Genomic DNA, 20,682 nt, shown 5'->3' on the forward strand with positions numbered 1-20,682 from the left:
TGTTCGCGCGCAATCATCGCAACGACCGCGTCGTCTGCGCCTTCAACCTGTCGGCAGAGCCGCAGGTCTGGGCGGACGCGGCCGACCTCACTCCCCTGCTCTCGATCGGCGTCAGCGGCGCCGACTTCGCTCCATACGGCGCGCTGATTGCGCGAAAGGACTAACCCAATGAAGACCATGCTGCTGGCGCTCGCCGGCCAGATAGGAAGCGAGCGGGTCGATCATTTCCTCCGGAATGCGCCGCGCGATCACCGGCATGATCGCCTGCGACTGGCGCGCGTCGATCTCCTTGCCGTCGCCCTTCCAGTGGCGCAGCCGCGACGCGATGTAGCTGGCGCGCTGTCCGGTCAGGATCGGTTGCGGCTTGCCGGGGCCGTGGCAAGCCGCGCACGCGGGCAGTTGCAGGCGGGGCACGCCGTGCTCGACGATCTGCCGCGCGCGCGCGCGCGTTGCGCCCGTCACTGAAGTAGCCGCCGGACGATCGCCCAGCCCCGGCATGGCGGCGAAGTGCCGCGCGAGCATCCGGATTTGCGCGTTGTCGAGCGTGGCGGCGGCCTGCTGCATCACCGCGCTGTGCCGCACGCCCGCGCGGTAGTGGCGCAGCGCCGCCTCCAGCACCGCGACGCGCTGCCCGGCGAGGATCGGGATGTCGGGCTGGCCGCGCCCCCGCCCGTTCGCGCCGTGGCACCCGGTGCAGCGCGCGGCGATCACCGCGTCCGCGGCCGGCAGCGTCGCCGGCGGTACCGGCGTCGCGACGAGCGCGCGATATTGCGCCGGCGTCATCGTCGGCAGTGCGCGGACGAACGCGACCATGCGCCTGATCTCGTCGTCGCGCCCGTCGGTGCCCCAGGCGGGCATGCCGGAAAACTTCACGCCGTGGCGCAGTATCCAGAACAGCTGGCGGTCGGTCCACTCGCGCGCGTTGACCGACAAGTCGGGCGCGTGCGGGGTCGCGCGCTGCATGACGGGCAGCGGGCGCGCGCCGGGCGCGCCGTGGCACGAGGCGCAGGACTGCGCGAAATGCCCCGCCGCGCTGACCATGCCGCCGCGATCGATGATCGTCTCCGGCGTCGACACCGCCGCGTGGGTCTGGACCGAGTTGCGCATCACCCAGTGGAGGAACCAGTTGGTGATCGCCCAATGGCCGCTCGACGCCGCGACGTTGAAAATGCCCGACCAGGCGAAAGCCATGCCGAACGCGAACACGCCTAGCAGCGAGACGATCACCCGCTTCCACGTCAATCGGACCGTCACGCGCGTACCTCCCTCTCTCGCGACGTTCCCTGCCGCAGCAAACCGGCGAGCATCCACAGCCCGCCCAGGCAGTAGCTCGCGCCGCCGACGACCAGCATGACGACGCCGCCGAGTTGCTGATCGGCGAGCGCGTCGAGCCCGGCCGCCGGGTGCATCGCCATGGTGGCGTAGAGCGGGCGCGGCGCGAGGCCGATCAGCACGCCCAGCAGCGTCATATGCATCGAGGTGAGCAGCAGCGCGGCGACGCCGCTCGCCGGCCGAGCGAGCGCCGCGCGCCACAGGGCGTAGCCGACGCCCAGGAACATCGCCTGCTCGACCAGCGCGACCGACACCGATCCATCTGCCAGGTCGCGCGCGCCGGGCAGGTGCCAGCCCCACACCACCACCAGTTCGACCGCGGCGATCAGCATCGGCAGGCCGTGTCCGCGCTGCCGCGCTGCCGCAGCGCCGCGCCAGGCGAGCAGCGGCGCGGCGAGCGCGACCGCGAGCATGTGGCCGAGCATGTGCCCGGTCATGCCGAGGTGGATGAGCGACAGCGTGACGGACAGCCCCGCGACGACCAGGCCAGCCGCGCGCGTCACCGGCAATCGGTCAGCATCAGCGCGGGCGCGGCGGTGAACAGCACGCCGACGACGCTCAACCCCGCGAGCAGCAGCGTCGCGGTGGCGAGGAAGCGCGTGCGGTCGACGCCCGTGCTCTCGTCGTGCGGCGGCGGATCGCCGGGCGTGCGGCTCTGCAGGAAGGCGACCACCCCCGAGGCGACGATGATTGCGAGCGCGACCAGCGTACCCGCAGCGAAGGCGACCGGGAAACGCGCGAACGACGCCAGCTTCGCGCACGACACCGCCACCCACAGGTAGCAGAACATGAAATGCACCGCCCAGACCGTCGGCGGCACGATCAGCGTCCACAAGGTGACGCGCCGCTCGCGCACCCGGCCGGCGAGGCCCTTCTCGCGCTCGTCGCTCATGACGCCAGCGGAAACAACCCGATCGTCGCGTAGGTGACGATCGCGGTCAGCGCGAGGAAGTGGAAGAAGACGGTGATGTTGCGAAGGTCCGCGTCATGGTCGGGCGTCATGCGGCCGGCGAAGCTCCTGGCGAGCGTGTAGGATTGGCAGATCACGCCCACCCCGGCGTGGGTCGCGGTCCAGATCGCAAGCGTCCACACGATCGCGCCGTAGACGTGCAGCTTGGGCGCGAGCCCGGTCAGCCACGGTCCCGCGATCCCTGCGAGCAGGCTGGCGAGCGTCACAACGATGCCGAGCGCCAGCAACCCGCGCGCGACCGTCACTTGGCCCTGCCCGTGCAGCTCGCGCGCGGCGACCGTCATCGCCCAGGACGCGAGCGTCAGCGCCAGCGCGACCATCGGCCAGAACGTGCCCGGCCCGTCCATGCCGGGGCCGGTCGGCGGGAAGTCGGGATGAACCGTCCAGTAGAAGTAGTAACCGAACACCAGCCCGGAGAAGGCGGTCGCGTCCGCCATCATGGTGATGAACATCGCCCACCAGCCGGGCGCCGCGGGGCCGGAGCGGTAGAGCGGCAGCACGATGCCGTGCCCGATCGACTTCTCCGGCTTCTCCGGGATCTCGGCGGTCGACCACAGCCACCACAGCACCGCAGCCAGCGTCGCCATCCCGCCCGCGAGCGCTGCCCAGTAGAGGTGATAGGTGGTCAGGATGAACACGCTGCCCAGCGCCACCGCGGTGATCATCGGCACGACGCTGGGCGTGCCGAGCCGGATCACCTGCGCGGGACGCGCGTCGACCGCGGTGGTGATGATCGTCTCGCGCCGGCCTTCTTCCGCGTCGGGCAGGAAGAACCGGCCCTCGTCGACGTTGGCGACGAAGTTCGGCTGGTCCCAGATCGGATAGCGGCTCTCGATCAGCGGAACCGAGCGGATGCCCCAATCCTCGTCGTCGGGGTGCGCCAGCCATTCGAGCGTGCCCGCGTTCCACGGGTTGCGCGGCGCCTTCGCGCGCCTGGGGCTTAGCGCCAGATCGACCACGATCACCAGAACGCCGCCGGCGAACAGGTAGCTGCCGATCGTCGACAGGAGGTTCAGCCCGTCGACGCCCAACTCGGCCGGGTAGGTGAACACGCGCCGCGGCATGCCGAGCAGCCCGGTGATGTGCATCGGGAAGAAAGTGAGGTTCGCGCCGACGAACAGGATCCAGAAGGCGGTGCGCCCCAGCCGGTCGGACAGCTTCTTCCCCGTGATCAGCGGCCAATAGTAATAGAGCCCGCCGAACAGCGGCAGTAGTGTGCCCCCGATCAGCACGTAATGGAGGTGCGCGACGATGAAATAGGTGTCGTGCGCCTGCCAGTCGAACGGCGCCACCGCGACCATCACGCCGGTCAGCCCACCGACCACGAAGATCGCGATCGCGCCCAGCGCGTAGAGCAGCGGGGTCGAGAACACGACGCGCCCGGCCCACAACGTCGCGATAAAGACGAAGATCTGCACGCCCGTCGGGATCGCCACCGCCTCCGACGCCGCGGAGAAGAAGGCGAGGCTGATCTTGGGCAGACCGGTCGCGAACATGTGGTGGACCCACAGGCCGAAACTCAGGAACGCGGTGCCGACCGCCGCCAGCACGATCCACGGATAGCCCAGGATATGCCGCTGCGCGAAGGTCGGAATGATCATCGCGAACAAGGCGATCGACGGCAGGAAGACGATGTAGACCTCGGGGTGGCCGAAGATCCAGAACAGGTGCTGCCACAGCAAGGGGTCGCCGCCCTTGGCCGGATCGAAGAACGGCCAGCCGAGCAGCCGTTCCATCTCGAACAGCACGTCCCCCGCGATCAATGGCGGAAAGGCGAACAGGATCATCACCGCGACGACCAGGATGTACCAGGCATAGAGCGGCATGAGGTTGAGCCGCATGCCGGGCGGCCGGCATTTCAGCACGCCAACGATCAGCTCGACCGCGGCGGCGACCGACGACACCTCGATGAAACTCAGCCCCAGCATCCAGATGTCGGCGCCCAGCCCCGACAGATCGGTGCGCGTCGTGAACGGCGGGTACATGAACCAGCCGCCGTCGGGCGCGACGTTGAAGAAGATCGAACCCGACACGAACACGCCGCCGATCAGGAAGCTCCAGTAACCGAACGCCGACAAGCGCGGGAACGGCAGGTCGCGCGCGCCGAGCAGCTGCGGCAGCAGGATGATCGACACCGCCTCGAACATCGGCACCGCAAATAGGAACATCATCATCGACCCGTGCAGCGTGAACAGCTGATTGAAGGTCGAGGCGGTGACGAGGTCGTTCGACGGCACGGCGAGCTGCGCGCGCATGATGAGGGCGAGGACGCCCGCGAACAGCATGAACGCGAACGCCGTCAGCGTGTACCACACACCGACGCGATCGTTGTTGACGTCGGTCCAGCGGAAGAACCAGCCGGTCGGCGACTTCCACACCGCGCGCAACCGCTCCTCCTGCGCGGCGCGTAAGGCGGGGTCGTCCTGCGCGTGGAGGCTCATGCGGTCGCTCCGCCGGGGCGTGTCATTGCAACGTTTCCAGATAGCGCGCGATCGCCAGCGTGTCGGCGGGCGCGAGGTGCGTGTAGGCGGGCATCCGGGCGCCGGGCTTCACCGCGGGCGCGTTGCGGATGAAGCGGATCAGATTGGCCTCGTTCATCGGCATGATCCCGGCGCCGAGCGAGGTACGCGCGGCGATGTGCGAGAAATCGGGACCGATCCTGCCGGCCGCCGCGGTTCCCGCGACCGCGTGACAGCCGCCGCAGCCGTTGTCGGTGAATAGCGCCCTGCCGCGCCGCGCGACCGCGTCGGTCGGCGCGGCCGCGGGGCGAGCCTGATCGGCGAGCCAGCGGTCGAATGCGACGGGCTCCATCGCGACGACGTCGAACGCCATCAGCGCGTGGCTCAACCCGCAGAACTCGGCGCACTGCCCGCGGTAGCGCCCTGCCCTGGTGGCGCGCGCGACCAGGCGGTTGGTGCGCCCGGGGATCATGTCGACCTTGCCCGCGAGCCCGGGAATCCAGAAGCTGTGGATCACGTCGGCCGCGCTCAACCGGAAGTCAACGGTGCGCCCTACGGGCACGCGTACCTCGTTCGCCGCCGCGATCGGCTGACCATTTGGCGTGCGATAACCGACCCGCCACCAGAATTGCTCGCCGGCCACGTCGACCAGCAGCGCGTCTTGCCCCGCGACGATCGGGCGCATCGCGGGCAGCGTGCCGATCAGCAGCGCGGCGAGCACGATCGTCGGTATGACCGCCCCCGCCCACAGCACGAGCCGCATGCCACCACGGTGACCGATCGCGTCGCGCTTCGATCGGATCGCGACCACGAACAATGCGGCCACCACCGCGAAGATCAGCGCGCCGCTCGCCACCATAAGGATCGTGAGGTCGCGCATGTTCGCGGCTTCGACGCCGAAGGTGGATAGGGCGGACTGTCGCGACATGAATCCGTTCGGACCCGCAAATTTCCCGAGACGCAAGCCGCCTTCCCGGCAGAAATGCAATGTTACATTCCTGTCGGCAGGAGTAAGAATTTCGTACCGGCGGCTCTAGTATTTTCCTCGGGTAGATCACCGGGGCGGCGCGGCAGGACGGCTTCAGGTCACCAGCGACACAGGTCAGCGACACAGGTCAGCGACACGACAGCATCGCTACACGTCCCCGTCCTTCTACGGGGTCGATTACTTGCCGCGGCTCTTGCCTACAGCTTCACCGGCCGGATCGAAGCGCATCTCCTCCAGAACCACGCCGTTCGTCTCGGGCATGAAGCGCGCGACCCAGACGAATTGCAGCAGCATCATCGCGCCGAAAAACAGGAACACGTACCCGCCGAGCGCGCCCGCGACGATTGGGAACGTCCAAGTGATCGCCGCCGCCATGACCCAGTGCGTGGTCGAACCGAGTGCCTGTCCCTTGCCGCGTACCTCGCTGGGGAACACTTCGGAGATGAACACCCAGATCACCGCGCCCTGGCTGACCGCGAATGCCGCGATGAAGCCGAGCAGTCCGACGAGGATCAGCGTCCCGTCGGGCGCGGCGCGCTCGAGCTGGACGCCGACGAGGATCAGCGCGGCGGCGCAGGCGACCGATCCAACGAACAGCAGCGGACGCCGCCCGAACCGATCGATGAGCGTCAGCGCCAGAAGCGTGAAGACGAGGTTGGTGCCGCCGACCGCGATCGACTGCAGCAAGGCGCTGTCCGCCCCTGCCCCGCCCAGCGCGAAGATGCGCGGCGCGTAGTAGAGCAGTGCGTTGATGCCCGATAGCTGGTTGAACAGCGCGATCGCGATCGCGCAGGTGACCGGCACCGCGTAGCGCCGCTGGAACAGCCGGGGCGAGCCGCTGTCGTCCTGCGCCGCCCGCATCCGCGCGAGCGCACCGGCCGCGTCGTCGAAGCCGAGGCGTCGCAGCACGGCCAGCGCCTCGCGCTCGCGTCCCTTGGTCGCGTACCAGCGCGGGCTGTCGGGCAGCAGCAGGGTGACGAGCAGGAACACCGCGGACGGGCCTGCGACGATCCCGAGCATCCAGCGCCACGCGGTCTCCGCCGGGGCGAGCTGCGCCATCAGGTAGTTGGACATAAAGGCGAGCAGGATGCCGAGCACGATGTTGAGCTGGTTGAGCGCGACTAGCCGGCCGCGGAAGCGCGCGGGCGACACTTCCGCGATATAGACCGGCGTCACGACCGAGGCGGCGCCGATCGCGAGGCCGCCGAGCAGCCGGAACAGCAGCAGCGCGGCCCAGCTATCCGCGAGGCCTGCGCCGAGCGACGACACGACATAGGCGACCGCGATCACGAGCAGCATCGGCTTGCGCCCGAACCGGTCGGCGGGCGCGCCGGCGACGAGCGAGCCGATCACCGTGCCGATCAGCGCCGCGGCGACGGTGAACCCCAGGCTCGCCTCGGAGAGCGCGAAATGCGCCTGCAGGGCGGTCGTCGTGCCCGAGATCACCGCGGTGTCGAACCCGAACAACAATCCGCCGAGCGCCGCGCCGAGCGCGCTGAGCACGATCGCTGCGGTGACCCGTCCTTCCGATCCCGCCGCGTCCCCGGTATCGGCGATGCTGGCGGCGCTCATCGCGCGGCGATCGTCGCAGCGGTGACGTTCCACCCGGCGAGCGTCACGCTCGGCTGCACGGCCACGTGTGCGGGGTAGCGGATCGCGATGTCGCGGCGCTCGCCCGGCAGCAGCAAGACGTAATTGTCGTCGTAGAAGGCGGGCAGGATGCGCTTGCCCGCGGCATCCACCAGCGTCAGCTTGGCGTTGAGCGCGGGCACGGCCGTGTCGTTGGAGAGCGTCACCCGCACCACGCGGTCGGCGCCCTCGACCTGAGCCGCCGTGGCGCGCGCAGTCAGCGCGACGGGCGCGAGCGTATTGAGCGCGCGGTACGCCGCCTCGTCGCGACCACGCCAGTAGAAGTTCTCCGATACCGAGCGGCCGTCACTGCCGAGCAGCGACAGTTTGACCAGCACCATCGGCGTCTGTGCGAAGAGCTCCGTGAGCGGGACCGCGGCGAGCGGGGTCGCGCGATTGGCGAGCGCGTCGAGCTTCGTGTCGCGCGCGAACAGCTCGCGATTGTCGAGCCCGACGACGCGGACCCGCGCGGTCAGCCCGCGCGCGTCGTCGCGCGTGGTGTTGAGCACCACCAGCTCGTTGCAGGGCAGGTTGAGCTGGACGTGGAGCGGCTCCACCGCCTTCTTCGCGCCGTAGTAGGCGGCGTGGGTGTCGTAATCCCACGAGTAGATCTGCCACGCATTCGACGGCCAGGCCGGGTGCGTCATCCACAGCAACCGGCCCGAGTTCTTGGTCCACAGATGTCCCTGATATCCCTCGTACATCGCCTTGTGCGTTTCTAGGTTCATCATCTGCGCCTTGCGCTCGAAATCGGCGAAGCTGGTGCCCGCGCCGTACATGCGCTCGAGCGTGGCCATGAACGTCTTGGTGTCGCCGTTCCCGGCGAAATGCCAATCGTGATAGGCGAGCACGTCGCCGAGCGGCCAGCGGTCGCCCGCGGGCACGTAGCTCGCGATCGACTCCGCGGTCGACAGCGACGGCGTGCCGGTCTCGACCGAGAAGCCGGTGGCGAGATCGGTAAAGTAACCGACCGGCGGGCGGTAATTGTACGGCCCCGACCCCTGCAGGTTGACGACGTTCGAGCTGCCGGTGAACCAGCGCGTGCCGTCGAGCTCGAACACCGCCTTCGCCAACCCCTCGTTGAGCGTGGGATAGGGCACGCCCTCGTTGCGCCCGAACCACAGGATAATGGACGGATGGTTGCGATAGCGCGCGATCGTGTCGCGCGCGTTGGCGAGGAACAGCGACGCGTCGTCGGGCTCGACCTGGAAGTTCTGCGTCGACTGCCAGAAATCGTTCAGAACCATCATGCCGTTCTCATCGGCGAGATCGAAGAACTCCTCCTCGTTGTTGTTGCCCATCCAGTTGCGGATGATGTTCATGTGCGCTTCGCGCTGGAGCCGGAAATAGGGCGCGAGCCGGTCGTAGCTGACCCGCTTCATCGCGTCGTCCATGCCCCAGTTACCGCCGCGCGCGGCGATGCGCACGCCATTGACGCGGATCGTCAGGTGCGGCTCGGGCAAGGTCTCGGTGATCGCGGTAACGGCGGGCGAGCGCTCACCCGCAGGGGTGAGCGACTCCGCCCAGCCGGTCGGCGACTGCTTGATCGCGGCATGGCGCACGTCGATCAGCGGCGTGCGCGCGAGCCCGCCGTCGGTGGTCTGCACGTTGACGCGGCGAAGGCGGCCGGCGGCGTCGAACAGCGACAGGTCGTAGCTGACCTCGCGGATGCCGAAGCGGTCGCGGCGCGTGTCGGAGACGCCGCTCGCCCCCGCCACCTGGTAGGTCACGTCGTACAGGTGCGGCTCGCCGTAGCCGTTCGGCCACCAGAGCTTAGGATTGGCGACCCTCAACTCCCGGAACTCGGCCGGGGTGAAGGCGACCTCGCTGTGCCCGGCGGGCGCGGTCACCTGCTTCTCGATCGTGACGCCCTCGAACGCGACGCGCACCGTGACCGGCGTCGCCGCACCGGCATTGTCGATCGGCACGGTGACGTGGACGTCGGCGCTGTCGGTGCGCGGCAGCGGCAGGTCGGTGACGACGTGCGGGTCGCCGATCTTGATGGGGCCGGTCGCGACCAGCTCCACCGGGCGCCACAATCCGGTGTTGCGGTCGCGGATGCCGGGTATCCAGTCCCACCCTTCTGTCGCGACGAAGGTGGGGCCGTCGATCGCCAGCTGCCCGCCGTTCTCGCCCACGCCTGCCTTGACCGATTGCTCGTGCGGGATGCCGGGATGCGGCGGCGGCGACACCTTGACCGCGACGACGTTCTCGCCCGCGACCGGCGTGTAGGCGAACTGCCCGCGCACGAACGCGCCGCGCGTCTCGCCCAGCTGCGCGCCATTGGCCCAGATCTCCGCGGCATAATTGATGCCGCCGAACACCAACGTCAGCCGCTTCCCCGCCGCCTCAGCCGGTACGGTGAAGCTGGTGCGGTACCAGTAATCCTGCCGCGCCAGGCTCTCGGGTATCTTGAGGTTGTTGAGCCCGTAATAAGGGTCGGGATAGACGCCGCGATCGACCAAGGTCTGGAGCACGGTGCCCGGCACGTTGGCGGCACGCCAGATGCCGCGGGTGGCACCTGGACGCGAGAGCGTCGCGCCGTCGCCCGCCACGTCGGGTGCGGCGGCGAGTGTCCAGCCGTTGACCTGCCAATGACCGGGCGCAGTCGGCTGCATCACCGGCGCGGTCGACACCGGCTTGGCGACCGGCGCGGTATAAGCGTTGTCGCGCGACTGCGGCAGCGTCCAGGCGTCCTGCTGCGCGGTCAGGCCGATGTTGGCCTGCTTCTGCAGCGGCCAGCCGACGCCGACATCGGTCATCTGCACCAGCGCGAACTCCGGCCGCGCGCGCGCGATCCCGGCGACGGCGGCGGCACCCAGCGCGTGAGCCTCGACGCGCGCATCCACCAGATCGCCGCCGAAATGCGGCGTGTCGGCGACGGCCGGCGCGACCCCGATCCGCGGCGCCACCGCGGCCGATCGCGCGCTGCCGCGTGCCACCGCGCGGCCGTCGACGTACAGCGTGACCCGCGATCCATCAGACGTTGCGGCGACGTGGTGCCAGCTACCCGCCGGCACCGCACCGCCGCGGATCAGCGTCGCACCATCGCGCAGTCCGATCCGACCATCCGCGAGCACCAGCGCGCGGCGCGCGGCAGCATCTCCCAACTGCACCAGCACCACCTCGCCGCGCAGCCCCGCGTCGGGGCGCACCCAGGTCGAAAGCGTATAGGGCGCGCCCACGGCGACCAGCGCGTCGGCCTGCTCGAGCGGCCGCTCGATGCCGATGCCGCCTTGCAGCACGTGCGCGTTGTACGGCCCGCCATTCACCGGCACCGGCGACGACACCTGGGCCGCGGCCGACAGGCTGGCGAAGACGGCACCCGACAGCAGGGTAATCGCAAACTTGCTCCGCGCGTGCATCTCTTCTCTCCCCGTTTCTCGTTCGTCGCCGTCCTTGTCGCCGGCGACGTTGGTGTGCGTTCAGTGACAGCTGGCGGTTGTCCGGACCGGAAGCGCGGCGGGCGGCGGCGCGACCGTCAGCGCGAGCGCGATCGGGCCGAGCGGGCCCGCCGCCGCGCCCAGACCGGGCAGCGACACGTAGGGTGCGGTCGCGTCGATCGGCGGCAGCGGCAGGTAATCGCCCACCAGCGCGCGCACCCGCGCGTCGACGCGCGCGACCAGCTCCGGCCGCTTGCCCAGCACGCCGCCGCCGACCAGGATACGGCGCGGCCCCGTCGCCGCGGCGAGCGCCTGGAGCATCTGCGCCACCGCCTCGACCACGGTGTCCCACACCGGATGATCGTGGGACAGCGTTTCGGCGGGCGCACCCGTCCGCGCCGCGATCGCCGGTCCCGCCGCCAACCCCTCGACGCAAGCACCGTGATAGGGGCAGGCGCCGGGCCAGTCGTCACCGGCGAGCCGGGCGACCCGCATGTGACCCGCCTCGCAATGCCCGATCCCGCGCGTCGGGGCGCCGTTGACGATCAATCCGACGCCGACGCCCGTTCCGACCGTGACATAGGCGAAGTCGCGCATACCCTTTGCCGCGCCCCAACGACCTTCCGCCAAGGCCGCACCGTTCACGTCGGTGTCGAACGCGACCGGCACGTCGAAGCGATCGGCCAGCGTCGCCAGCACGGGTGCGTCGCGCCACCCCGGCTTCGCCGTGGTCGTGACCGTGCCGTAGCCGGACGAGCGTCGATCGAGGTCGAGCGGCCCGAACGAGGCGACGCCCAGCGCGTCGAAGCCACCCTCACTCCACCATTCGTCCAGCCGCGCGGCGATCGCCGCCAGCGTCCGCGCCGGCGCCTCGGTGGGAAGCGCGTGCTGCGCGACGATGCGGCCGTGCTCGTCGGACAAGACGATGATGCACTTGGTGCCGCCGAGCTCCACACCCGCGATGCGCTGCGATCCTGCCTGCCGCATGGCTCACGCTTTCCCTGGGATCATGGCTGGTGTCGTGGCGTCACGCGGCCGCGTCCACGCGCGTGCCGCCCGCGACGCTGTCGGCGGGCAGCAGCAGGTGCCCGAAGCTCAGCAGCGCGGCACCGATCGCGGGTGAATCCTCCGCCATCGCCGCCGCCTTGATCGGCGCCAGCGTCGGCGCGTGCGCGCCCAGCCGTCGCACCAGGACGTTGGTGCGCTGCGCGAGTTGTTCGACCAAGGCGAACGGCAATCGCCCCCCGATCAGCACGGCGCCCGGATTGAGCAGGCAATTGACCGCGATCACCGGCTGCACCAGCGCCTGCGCGGCGCGTCCGACCCACTCGTGCGCGATCTGTGCGACGCGCGCATCGCGCAGGTCGAGGTCACGCACGCTGCCGTGCTCCAGCCCCGCATCCGACAGCGCGCGCTTGAAGCCGGCGAGCGAGACGATGCTCTGCAACTGTACCCGCTGCCCTTCGCGATCCTCCACCATCATGAAGCCGATCTCGCCGCTGCGCCCGTCAGCCCCGCGATTGTAGAGCGAGTTGACCACCACGCCGCCGCCCAGACCGAAGGTGACGAGCAGATAGAAGAAGCTGGAATAATGCTGCCCCAGCCCGAACTGCATCTCACCGATCGCCGCCGCCGCCGCGTCGTTCTCGACCAGCACGGGCAAGGCGAAGGGTTCGTCGAACAATCCCGCCACGTCGATCGACGACCATTGCTCGTAGTCGCTCGGCCGCCCGAGCAGATCGACCCGCCCGAGATCGTCGGGCAAGGCTACCCCAATGCCGGTCAGCGACGAGGCGGCGATGCCGCCCTGCTGCAGCAACTCGTGGACGTTCTCGCGGTAGAACCGCCGCACCTGCTCGGGCGTCGCGAACGCGGTCTCGTGGCTGATCCGCGCACGAACCGCGCCTTCGAAGTCGACTGCCACCAGCGTCAGGTGATCGCGGTCGATGTTGATGCCAATCGAGAAGGCACCGCCCGCCGCAATCACCAGCCGGGTCGCGGGCTGGCCGCGCCCGCCGCGCCGCTGCCCCGCGCGCTCCAGCAGCCCTTCGTCGAGCAGGCGGTTGGTAATGTTGTTGATCGTGGCCGGCGTCAGTCCGGTGACGTCCGCGATCTCGGCGCGCGTCGCGGTGCCGGCGACGCGGATCGCGTGCAGCACCACGCGCTGGTTGTGCAGACCGGCATGTCCGATATTCGCGCCGACCAGCCGTGGCTGCGCGCGTACGTTGGCGGGATCAGAGGACATCGACGATGAAACCTAGAGACGCATGTGAATTAATCAGACAATTTTCAGTAATAGGAACAGCTGGGAGAGCGGATTCGCTCTCGTGTCCGTTTCTGGGTTCTACGCGGCTCACCCCCAAGCTCCCGTCACGCGAGCAAGGAACGTGGCGTGCGGCTCGGCGTGTGCGAGTGTCGCGGTGATCGCGTCGCGCATTCGCGCCATGCTGTCGCGCAGCTCGGCATCAGTGAACTGGTCGGCCATCGGCGAGTGACCCGCTGGGAGGTCATCGAACCCGGCGTACATGCTCAACCAACTCGCGTCCTGGAACGTGTCCCACTCGTTGCGGACGAACTCGCCGGCCGCGCGCCACGCGTCGAGCTTGATCTGCAGTCCCGGTGGCGGCTGAATGGCGCGAACATGATCCCAGAACGGCTCGCCGTGCCGCGCGTTGCCCTGGTAGTGGAGCATAAGGAAGTCGCGGATACGCTCGAATTCGAGCACCGACTGCCGGTTGTAAACGGCGGCGAGCCGCGGATCGAAGTTCCGATCGGGAAACAACGGCAGCAATCGTTCCAGGCCCGATTGGATCAGCGTAATACTGGTCGATTCGAGCGGTTCGAGGAACCCGCTCGACAGGCCGAGCCCGACGACGTTGCGCGTCCAGAACTCGTCGCGGTGCCCGGGCGTGAAGCGGATGCGGTTGGCACTGGCGAGCGCTTCGCTCTCCAGTGTTTCGCGCAATCGCGCCTCGGCCGCGTCGTCGTCGATGAAGTCGGAGCAGTAGACGTAGCCGTTACCGACGCGGTGGCGCAGCGGGATGTGCCATCGCCAGCCCGCCTCCATCGCGGTCGCGGTCGTCATCGGGTGGTGCACCCGGTCACTCGAACACGGCAGTGCAACCGCGCGGTCGCACGGCAGCCAGTGGCGCCAGTCCCGAAAACCAACCTCCATCGCCTCGCCGAGCAACAGGCTGCGAAAGCCGGAACAATCGATCCACAGGTCGCCTGGCAGATGCTCTCCGCTATCCAGGTCGACACCGGTGACGTGGCCGCGTTCCGGGTCGAGCGCGACACGCGTAACCTGCGCGTCGCGGTGCCCAACCGCGTTCGCCAGCGCCAGCCGGCGCAGCAGCGCCGCGAACTTCGACGCGTCGAAATGCACCGCGAAGTTGAACACGCCCAGATCGTTGGCGGGCCGGTCGCTCGGCGGCAGGAACAATCCGCGCTCGGCCAGTTGCGTCGCTAGGCAGTAATCGCCGATCGGCGTCGCGTCGCCCGCAGCGCGGCGTTTCAGCCAGTAATGGTGAAAGGCGACGCCGCGCGCCGGGACGCCGTACAGGCCGAACGGGTGAAAGAAGCTGTGTCCCGGCGCTTTCCAGTCGGCGAAGCGGATGCCGTACTTTATCGTCGCCTCGGTCTCGCGCAGCAGGTCGGTTTCGCCGAGCTCGACCGCGGCGAAGAAGTCGCGGATCGCGGGCACGGTCGCCTCGCCGACGCCGACGGTGCCGATGGCGGAGCTCTCCACCACCGTGATCGACACGCCGAGGTGCGCGAGCCGCCGCGCGAGAAAGGTCGCCGCCATCCAGCCGGCGGTGCCGCCGCCGACGATGACGATCGAGCGTATGGGGTCACGCATCACACCTTCTCCTCGTCCGCGATGATTGCGCGATCCGCGATCCGCGGGAAAGTGCCGCCGTGCACGGGATCACCGACACGGCGGCAGGCGGGGGAGATCGGGACCGGGATCAGAAGCGCGCGCGCACGCCCGCGATGAACCGCCGCTCATAGATGTTCTCGTTGAACACCTGATCCTGGAAGGTGAGGTAGTAGCGCTCGGTCTCGGCGGTCAGGTTCGACGCCTGACCGTAGATCGTCAGGTACGGCAGGATGTCGTAGCTGATCGAGGCGTCGAGGTAGTTGGTCGGCTGCTGATACTGCGCCAGCCCACTGATGCCGCCATAGTCCGACGCCGCCAGCCGCTTGGACCGGTAATTGTAGGCGACGCGCGTCTGGATGCCGTACTGCTCGTACCACAGAGCGGCGTTGACCTGGTGCTTGGAATTGTCCTGGAACGGCTGCTTGTTGCCGGCGAGATCGACGCGGCCGGTTTCGCCCAGCGACAGCGTGTAATTGGCGTCGACGCCGAAGCCGCCGAAGAAGCCGGTGACGCCGTAGTCGCGCAGCGACTGGCGCGCCGACGCCTCGATCCCCTTCAGCGTGCCGCCCTCGCCCTGCACCACCGTGTTGGTCGGGATCGGCCGCCGGATCACGCCGTCATTGTCCGGAATGTCGTTGCGGATCACCGTCGCATTGGCGATGAACTTGTCTACCGCGATGTGGAACGCACCCAGCGCGATCAGGCTCGATCGGCCGGTGTAATATTCGACACTCGCCTCGACGTTGGTGGCGCGCCACGGATCGAGATTGGGGTTGCCACGCGCGTCGGCGCTGCTCGCCTCGAAACGGGCCGGCTGAATCGTGGTGTTGATCGCGTAATTAACGTTCAACCCGCCGCCCCATTGCAGAAAATCGAGCAGAGTCATCGTCTTGGAGAAGGACGCGCGTGCGCGCAACTTGCTCGTCAGGTCGAACGCGACGTTGAACGCGGGCAGGAAGTCGGTGAAGTCGCGCTTGGTCACGACATCGCCGTTATCGAGCCCCGACAGGCCGTAGGGCTGCGGTGCACCGACCAGGTTCTGGCGAACCTGGAAGCGCGTGTTGACGACCTGCAACCCGCCGTTGGCGCGGAACGGCAGGCCGAGCACCTCGCCCTCGCCCGACACCTGCGCGTAACCGGAGATCTGCTGCAGATCGATGCCGAACGAGTCGGCCGGGTTCACGTTGTTGATGCTGCCGGGATAGAATTTGTTCTGCCATGCCTGGCTGTCGTCCATCGCCTTGGGATCGAGCACGAACAGGTTGGGCGTGCCCGCTGCGGGGGTCGAGAATTGCTTCACCAGCCCGGCGAAGATCGGATCGTTCGCCTGGCGCGTGTAGCCCGCGGTATAGGCGTTACCCTGCGCGTCGAGCACCGAGCATTTCGGATCGTTCAGATTGACGTCGAACGCCTTCCACTTGACGAGGCAGCCCGCCGCCGGGTTGGCCGCATTGTCGCGATTGCCGGCGTAGAAGGGCGAGACGCGCTCGAAGGTGAACTGATCCACGCTGCGCTCGCCGTATCGCCCGCCGAACTTGACGTTCAACTGATCGCTCGGCGCCCACTCGGCATCGCCGCGCAGCGCCCACAAATCGCCCTTCTGATACTGGTTGCCCTCGGACGAGATCGTCTTCAGGCCGTAGCGCGAGATGTCGCCCGCCTGCGCCAGGAACGCGGGCGAGAAACCGAACACCGGCTTGCCGCTCGAGTAATCAACCGTCGCGTCCTGGCTGTAGATCGCATAGCCGGTCGGATTGAAGCGCACGTCGCCGCCCAGCGAAGCCGGATAGTTGCCGACGCCGTTGTAACCCCATTGCGCGCCGTTGGTCAGGCTGAACTGCGTGTACGCTTGGTCGCGCTCGCGCGATGCCTTGCCGTAGATGCCGCGCACGGTCGCCTTGAACGTGTCGCTCGGCTTCCAATCGAGTTGCAGATTGTAGTTCTGCGACTCGCTCTTGGTCCGGAACGTCTCGGAATAACTGTCGAAATTGGGCAGGTCGTAGGCGTATGTCTGCACCGTGTTGAGGTTGTAGCCGCCGACCACCGCACCGGTGTCGCGCGACTTGGTCGGCAGATAGGGCGCGGACTGCCAGTCCACCGCCTGGAACTGGAAGCCGGCGGTGCGGTCATACTGTGTCTGGCGCGTGTAGAACCCGTCCGCGGTCAGCCGCAGCGCGTCGTTGATCTCGAACTGCAGCGACGCGTTCGCGCCGAAGCGGTCGCGGCTGGTGATGCGGTTCCACGCGGTGTGCGCCTGCGGAGTGATGAACGCGTCGTTCGCGTCGCCATCGCCGTTCACGTCGTAGCCGATGATCGTGCCACCCGCGTTGCGGACCGGCCTGCCGCGACTGACGCCATTGTTGCCTACGGCGAAATCACCGGGGCTGGTGGCGCTGCCGCCTTCGTTGCGCAGCGCGATGCCGTAATCCTGGATACCGCGGAAACTGTTCGCCAGGTCGAGGTCGGCGTAGGACGCGGACGCGAGGATACCGAAGCGGCCCGAGTTGTACGAGATCAGGCCGTTCGCCGCCGGATTCCACTTGTCCGTGCGGTCGCCGTACTGCCCTTCCGCCGCCGCGGCGATCGTCAGCCCACTCTTCAGGTCGAACGGGCGACGCGTGAGCAGGTCGACGGTACCCGACAGGCCCGCCTGCTGCAGCGACGCGGTCGGCGATTTGAACACGGTCGCGCCGGAGAACAGCTGCGACGGTATGTCGGTGAAGTTCGGCTGCACCGTGGTGACCGAGTTGGCGCCCAGGAACTGCTCGCCGTTCAGCAAAGTCGTGACCTGCGGGAGACCGCGGATGTTGATCGCGCCGCCCTCGCCCGCCTCGCGGCGGATTTGCACGCCGGGGATGCGCTGTAGCGAATCGGCGATCGTGACGTCGGGCAGCTTGCCGATGTCCTGCGCGCTGATCGCCTCGACGACGCTGTCGGCGTTGCGCTTTACCTCGATGGCGCGCGCCTGCGAGGCGCGGATGCCGGTGACGACGATGTCATCACCCGCATTGTCGGCCTGCGTCGGCGCGGCGACCGGATCGGCGGAGGTGGTCGTCGCTTCCGGCCCGGCATTCCCGGCGGCTTGCGCGTGCGCTGCACCGTTCATCATCACGAGCGCGAGCGGCGATACGGCCGTGAGCATGGCACGGCGCGAGGCAATCGAAACCAGCATTGATCCTCCCCTGTATTTCTCGGCAACTGTTTTCTTAAATCACTCGTTTTTATTTATTGCCGAGCGCGTGCGCGTGTCAATGCGTGGTCAAGCTGGCCGAAAAGAAGTGTGCGGGCGTGTCGGCGCTGCAACACGTTGCTGAACTAGGCGGGATCAAAGCGCGAATGGTGGGTACAAGTTTCAACGATGAGCGCGCACGCGTCGCCTCCTCGTGCACGAGAAACCCGCACAAGAGGTGGCGATGGTGGCTAGCGCGGCACGCTCAGGGTGAGCGCACCCGCGATCAGGTGATCCGGGTCAGCGCGACCCGCAGCTGATCGGTCCGGGCGGCGCACTGGCGACGCGCACGCCCGAGATGTCCAGCCCGACCTTGCCGGTGGCGGCGATCGTCGCGGGGCGGGTCACCTTCATCATGTCGACGCCCCCGTCGGCGAAGCAGCGCAGCGGCACCGCCAGTTGCGCCCAATCGCGGCCGCTCGCGCGCAGCGCCCCGGTGATCGGCACGCTGGCGGCACGCCCGCCCGCCATGCCGAGCGTCACCGTGCCGGTCGGCGCCTGCGTGACACGGTAGTCGAGGATCAGGCTCAGCTGCCCGTTCGACTCGCGCGACAGATCCATCGGCTGCGCCTTCTGCAAAGCGAGTTCACCCGTGCCGCCGAAGACGAGCCGTACGCTGTCCTCCTGCGCCAGGCGGTCGACACGCGACTGCGTCACCGCGCCCGTGGTCGTCAGCAGCACGCCGCTCGCTAGGCGCCCGCGCACGAACAGCGCGTTCTGGTCGCCGCTCGCGTTCGCCGGCCGCGCCTCGTCGAGCTGCGGCACCTGTCCGCCCTTGGCATAGGACAGCCCGTACCCGAACGGGAACAGCGGGTCATAGCCGACGTCGCGTCGGTTGAGCACATATTGGTCGAGCCGCTTGGGCCAGGAAAAGGACAGGGTGCCGCGGAAATCGGCCTTGGGCTCACCATCGCGCCCCGCCACCAGCACATCCGCCACGCCGCCACCCTCGGTACCCGGCAGCCACGCCGCGACGAACGCGTCGGACGCGTTCAGTTCGGGGTTCACCCACAAAGGGCGCCCGGACAGGAACACCGACACGGTCGGTACCCCCGCCTTCTTCAGCCGGCGCAGCAGCGCGAGGCTGGACTTGTCGTCGGGGCTGTATTCCAGCGTCGAGCGGTCGCCGGAGAATTCGGCGTACGGCGTTTCGCCGAACACGACGATCGCGACGTCGGGCTTGGCAGTGAACTCGCCGGTGGCGGACAGGGTCGCCTTGCCCCCGCTCGCGCGCACCGCCTCCGACAACCCGCTCCAGATCGACTGGCCATTCGGGAAGTTGGCGTTGGTGACGCCCGTCCCCTGCCAGGTGAGCGACCAGCCGCCCGACTGCATCCCGATGTCGTCGGCGCCCGCCCCGGCGACCAGCACGTCGGCGCCCGCCTTGATCGGCAGCACGCCGTTGTTCTTCAGCAGCACCAAGGATTCCCGCACCGCCTGTCGCGCGATGGCGCGATGCTCTGGTGCGCCCAGCAGGTCGAACTTGCCCGCGAACGGCCGCGACGACGGGCGCCCGGCGTCGAACGTTCCCGCCAGCACCTTGACGCGCAGAATGCGCCGCACCGCGTCGTCGAGCCGCGCTGCCGGGATCGTCCCCGCCTTCGCCTCGCGTAGCGTGTTGGCGTAGAGCTCCTTCCACTTCGGGCCGGAATACATGAACATGTCGAGCCCGGCGTTGATCGCCGCCGCACAATCCTCGTTCGAGCAGCCCGGCACCTGCCCGTGCGCATTCCAGTCGCCGATGGTAAAGCCGTCGAAGCCCCAGCGCTCCTTCAGCACGCCGGTCAGCAGCGACTTGTTGCCGGTCAGCTTGGCGCCGTTCCAGCTCGAGAAGCTGGGCATCACGGTCAGCGCGCCTGCGGGCAGCGCGGTCATGTAGCCCGCGGCGTGGACGTCGCGCAGCGTTTCCTCGCTGACGCGCGTGTCGCCCTGATCGCGCCCGCCGGTGCCGCCGTCGCCGAGGAAGTGCTTGACCGAGGAGATGACGTGCCCCGGCTTCATGAAGTCCGCGCCGACGCGGCCCTGGATGCCCTCCACCATCGCGCCGGCGTAGGACGCCACGACGCTCGGCTCCTCCGAGTAGCTCTCGTAGGTGCGGCCCCAGCGGTCGTCCTGCACCACCGCCACGGTGGGCGCGAAGCTCCAGTCGATGCCGGTCGCCGCCGTCTCGGCCGCGGTCGCCGCGCCGATGCGGCGGACGAGCTCGGGGTCGCGCGCCGCGCCCAGGCCGATGTTGTGCGGGAACAGCGTCGCGCCGACGATGTTGTTGGCGCCGTGCACCGCGTCGGTGCCCCAGATCACCGGGACGACCGGGCGCCCGTCGCTGCGCTTCACCGACGCGTCGTAGAAGGCGTCGAACAGCTTCAGCCACTCGGCCGCGGGGGCGAACTCGTCGTTGTTGGGTGCCGAATTGCCGCCATTCAGGATCGAGCCGAACTTGTAGGTTTCGAGGTCCTTCGGCGTGATCGAGGCGATGTCGACCTGGATCAGCTGCCCGACTTTGTCCTCCACGCTCATACGGCGCAGCATCGCGTCGACCCGCGCCTCCACCTTCGGGTCGCGCTGGCGCTTCATCGCCAGCTTCGGCCATTCGGCCGGATGCGCCACCGCGGCGGCGCTGGTGTCGGCGGCTTGCGCCGAGAGCGTGGCGCCGCTGGTGAGCAGCGAGGCCAGCAATGCTATCCTGGTCGTCTTCGTCATGTCCCCTCCACCTAGCGTCCGGCGACGCCTCCCGACAATTATTCTTTCAATTTTTATTAATGTCGTTCTATGCTGCTTCAAGACCACCTTCAAGGTCGCAGAGAGGATCGAC

The 20,682-nt window shown here is 68.5% G+C and carries 12 protein-coding genes; all 12 read right to left on the reverse strand.

Features of this window, described 5'->3' with window-relative positions; genetic code table 11:
* Nucleotides 1-111: 111 nt before the first annotated feature.
* Nucleotides 112-1,254: a c-type cytochrome gene (locus ACFDS6_RS05920; RefSeq protein WP_375271194.1), complete on the reverse strand. Its 1,143-nt coding sequence runs from the start codon at nucleotides 1,252-1,254 to the stop codon at nucleotides 112-114.
* Nucleotides 1,251-1,835 (reverse strand): cytochrome c oxidase assembly protein, encoded by a 585-nt coding sequence (locus ACFDS6_RS05925; protein WP_375271195.1) that lies wholly within the window; start codon nucleotides 1,833-1,835, stop codon nucleotides 1,251-1,253. The genes ACFDS6_RS05920 and ACFDS6_RS05925 overlap by 4 nt, the downstream gene beginning before the upstream one ends.
* Complete coding sequence (locus tag ACFDS6_RS05930) at nucleotides 1,832-2,224, reverse strand: hypothetical protein (RefSeq protein WP_375271196.1); 393 nt, start codon at nucleotides 2,222-2,224, stop codon at nucleotides 1,832-1,834. Before ACFDS6_RS05930 ends, ACFDS6_RS05925 begins: the two co-directional genes overlap by 4 nt.
* Complete coding sequence (gene ctaD / locus ACFDS6_RS05935; RefSeq protein ID WP_375271197.1) at nucleotides 2,221-4,743, reverse strand: cytochrome c oxidase subunit I; 2,523 nt, start codon at nucleotides 4,741-4,743, stop codon at nucleotides 2,221-2,223. The genes ACFDS6_RS05930 and ctaD overlap by 4 nt, the downstream gene beginning before the upstream one ends.
* A 22-nt stretch (nucleotides 4,744-4,765) precedes the next feature.
* Nucleotides 4,766-5,641 carry a cytochrome c oxidase subunit II gene (gene coxB, locus ACFDS6_RS05940; RefSeq protein WP_375271198.1) on the reverse strand — a complete coding sequence of 292 codons (876 nt, stop codon included), beginning with the start codon at nucleotides 5,639-5,641 and terminating at the stop codon, nucleotides 4,766-4,768.
* 285 nt (nucleotides 5,642-5,926) lie between these two features.
* Nucleotides 5,927-7,321: a sugar porter family MFS transporter gene (locus tag ACFDS6_RS05945; RefSeq protein WP_375271199.1), complete on the reverse strand. Its 1,395-nt coding sequence runs from the start codon at nucleotides 7,319-7,321 to the stop codon at nucleotides 5,927-5,929.
* Entirely contained in the window at nucleotides 7,318-10,743 is a 3,426-nt protein-coding gene (locus tag ACFDS6_RS05950) for a LamG-like jellyroll fold domain-containing protein (protein WP_375271200.1), read from the reverse strand. Before ACFDS6_RS05950 ends, ACFDS6_RS05945 begins: the two co-directional genes overlap by 4 nt.
* A gap of 60 nt (nucleotides 10,744-10,803) precedes the next feature.
* Nucleotides 10,804-11,748, reverse strand: coding sequence for an ROK family protein (locus tag ACFDS6_RS05955; RefSeq protein WP_375271201.1), 945 nt, complete (start codon nucleotides 11,746-11,748; stop codon nucleotides 10,804-10,806).
* Between the two features lie 40 nt (nucleotides 11,749-11,788).
* Nucleotides 11,789-13,006, reverse strand: a complete 1,218-nt coding sequence (locus ACFDS6_RS05960; protein ID WP_375271202.1) for an ROK family protein — start codon at nucleotides 13,004-13,006, stop codon at nucleotides 11,789-11,791.
* A gap of 108 nt (nucleotides 13,007-13,114) precedes the next feature.
* Entirely contained in the window at nucleotides 13,115-14,620 is a 1,506-nt protein-coding gene (locus ACFDS6_RS05965; protein WP_375271203.1) for a tryptophan halogenase family protein, read from the reverse strand.
* Between the two features lie 109 nt (nucleotides 14,621-14,729).
* Nucleotides 14,730-17,813 carry a TonB-dependent receptor gene (locus ACFDS6_RS05970; protein WP_375271204.1) on the reverse strand — a complete coding sequence of 1,028 codons (3,084 nt, stop codon included), beginning with the start codon at nucleotides 17,811-17,813 and terminating at the stop codon, nucleotides 14,730-14,732.
* Nucleotides 17,814-18,110: 297 nt separating this feature from the next.
* Nucleotides 18,111-20,570: a glycoside hydrolase family 3 N-terminal domain-containing protein gene (locus ACFDS6_RS05975; protein WP_375271205.1), complete on the reverse strand. Its 2,460-nt coding sequence runs from the start codon at nucleotides 20,568-20,570 to the stop codon at nucleotides 18,111-18,113.
* Between the last annotated feature and the right edge of the window lie 112 nt (nucleotides 20,571-20,682).

The organism is Sphingomonas sp. (genome assembly GCF_042095875.1).
Lineage (GTDB): Bacteria > Pseudomonadota > Alphaproteobacteria > Sphingomonadales > Sphingomonadaceae > Sphingomonas.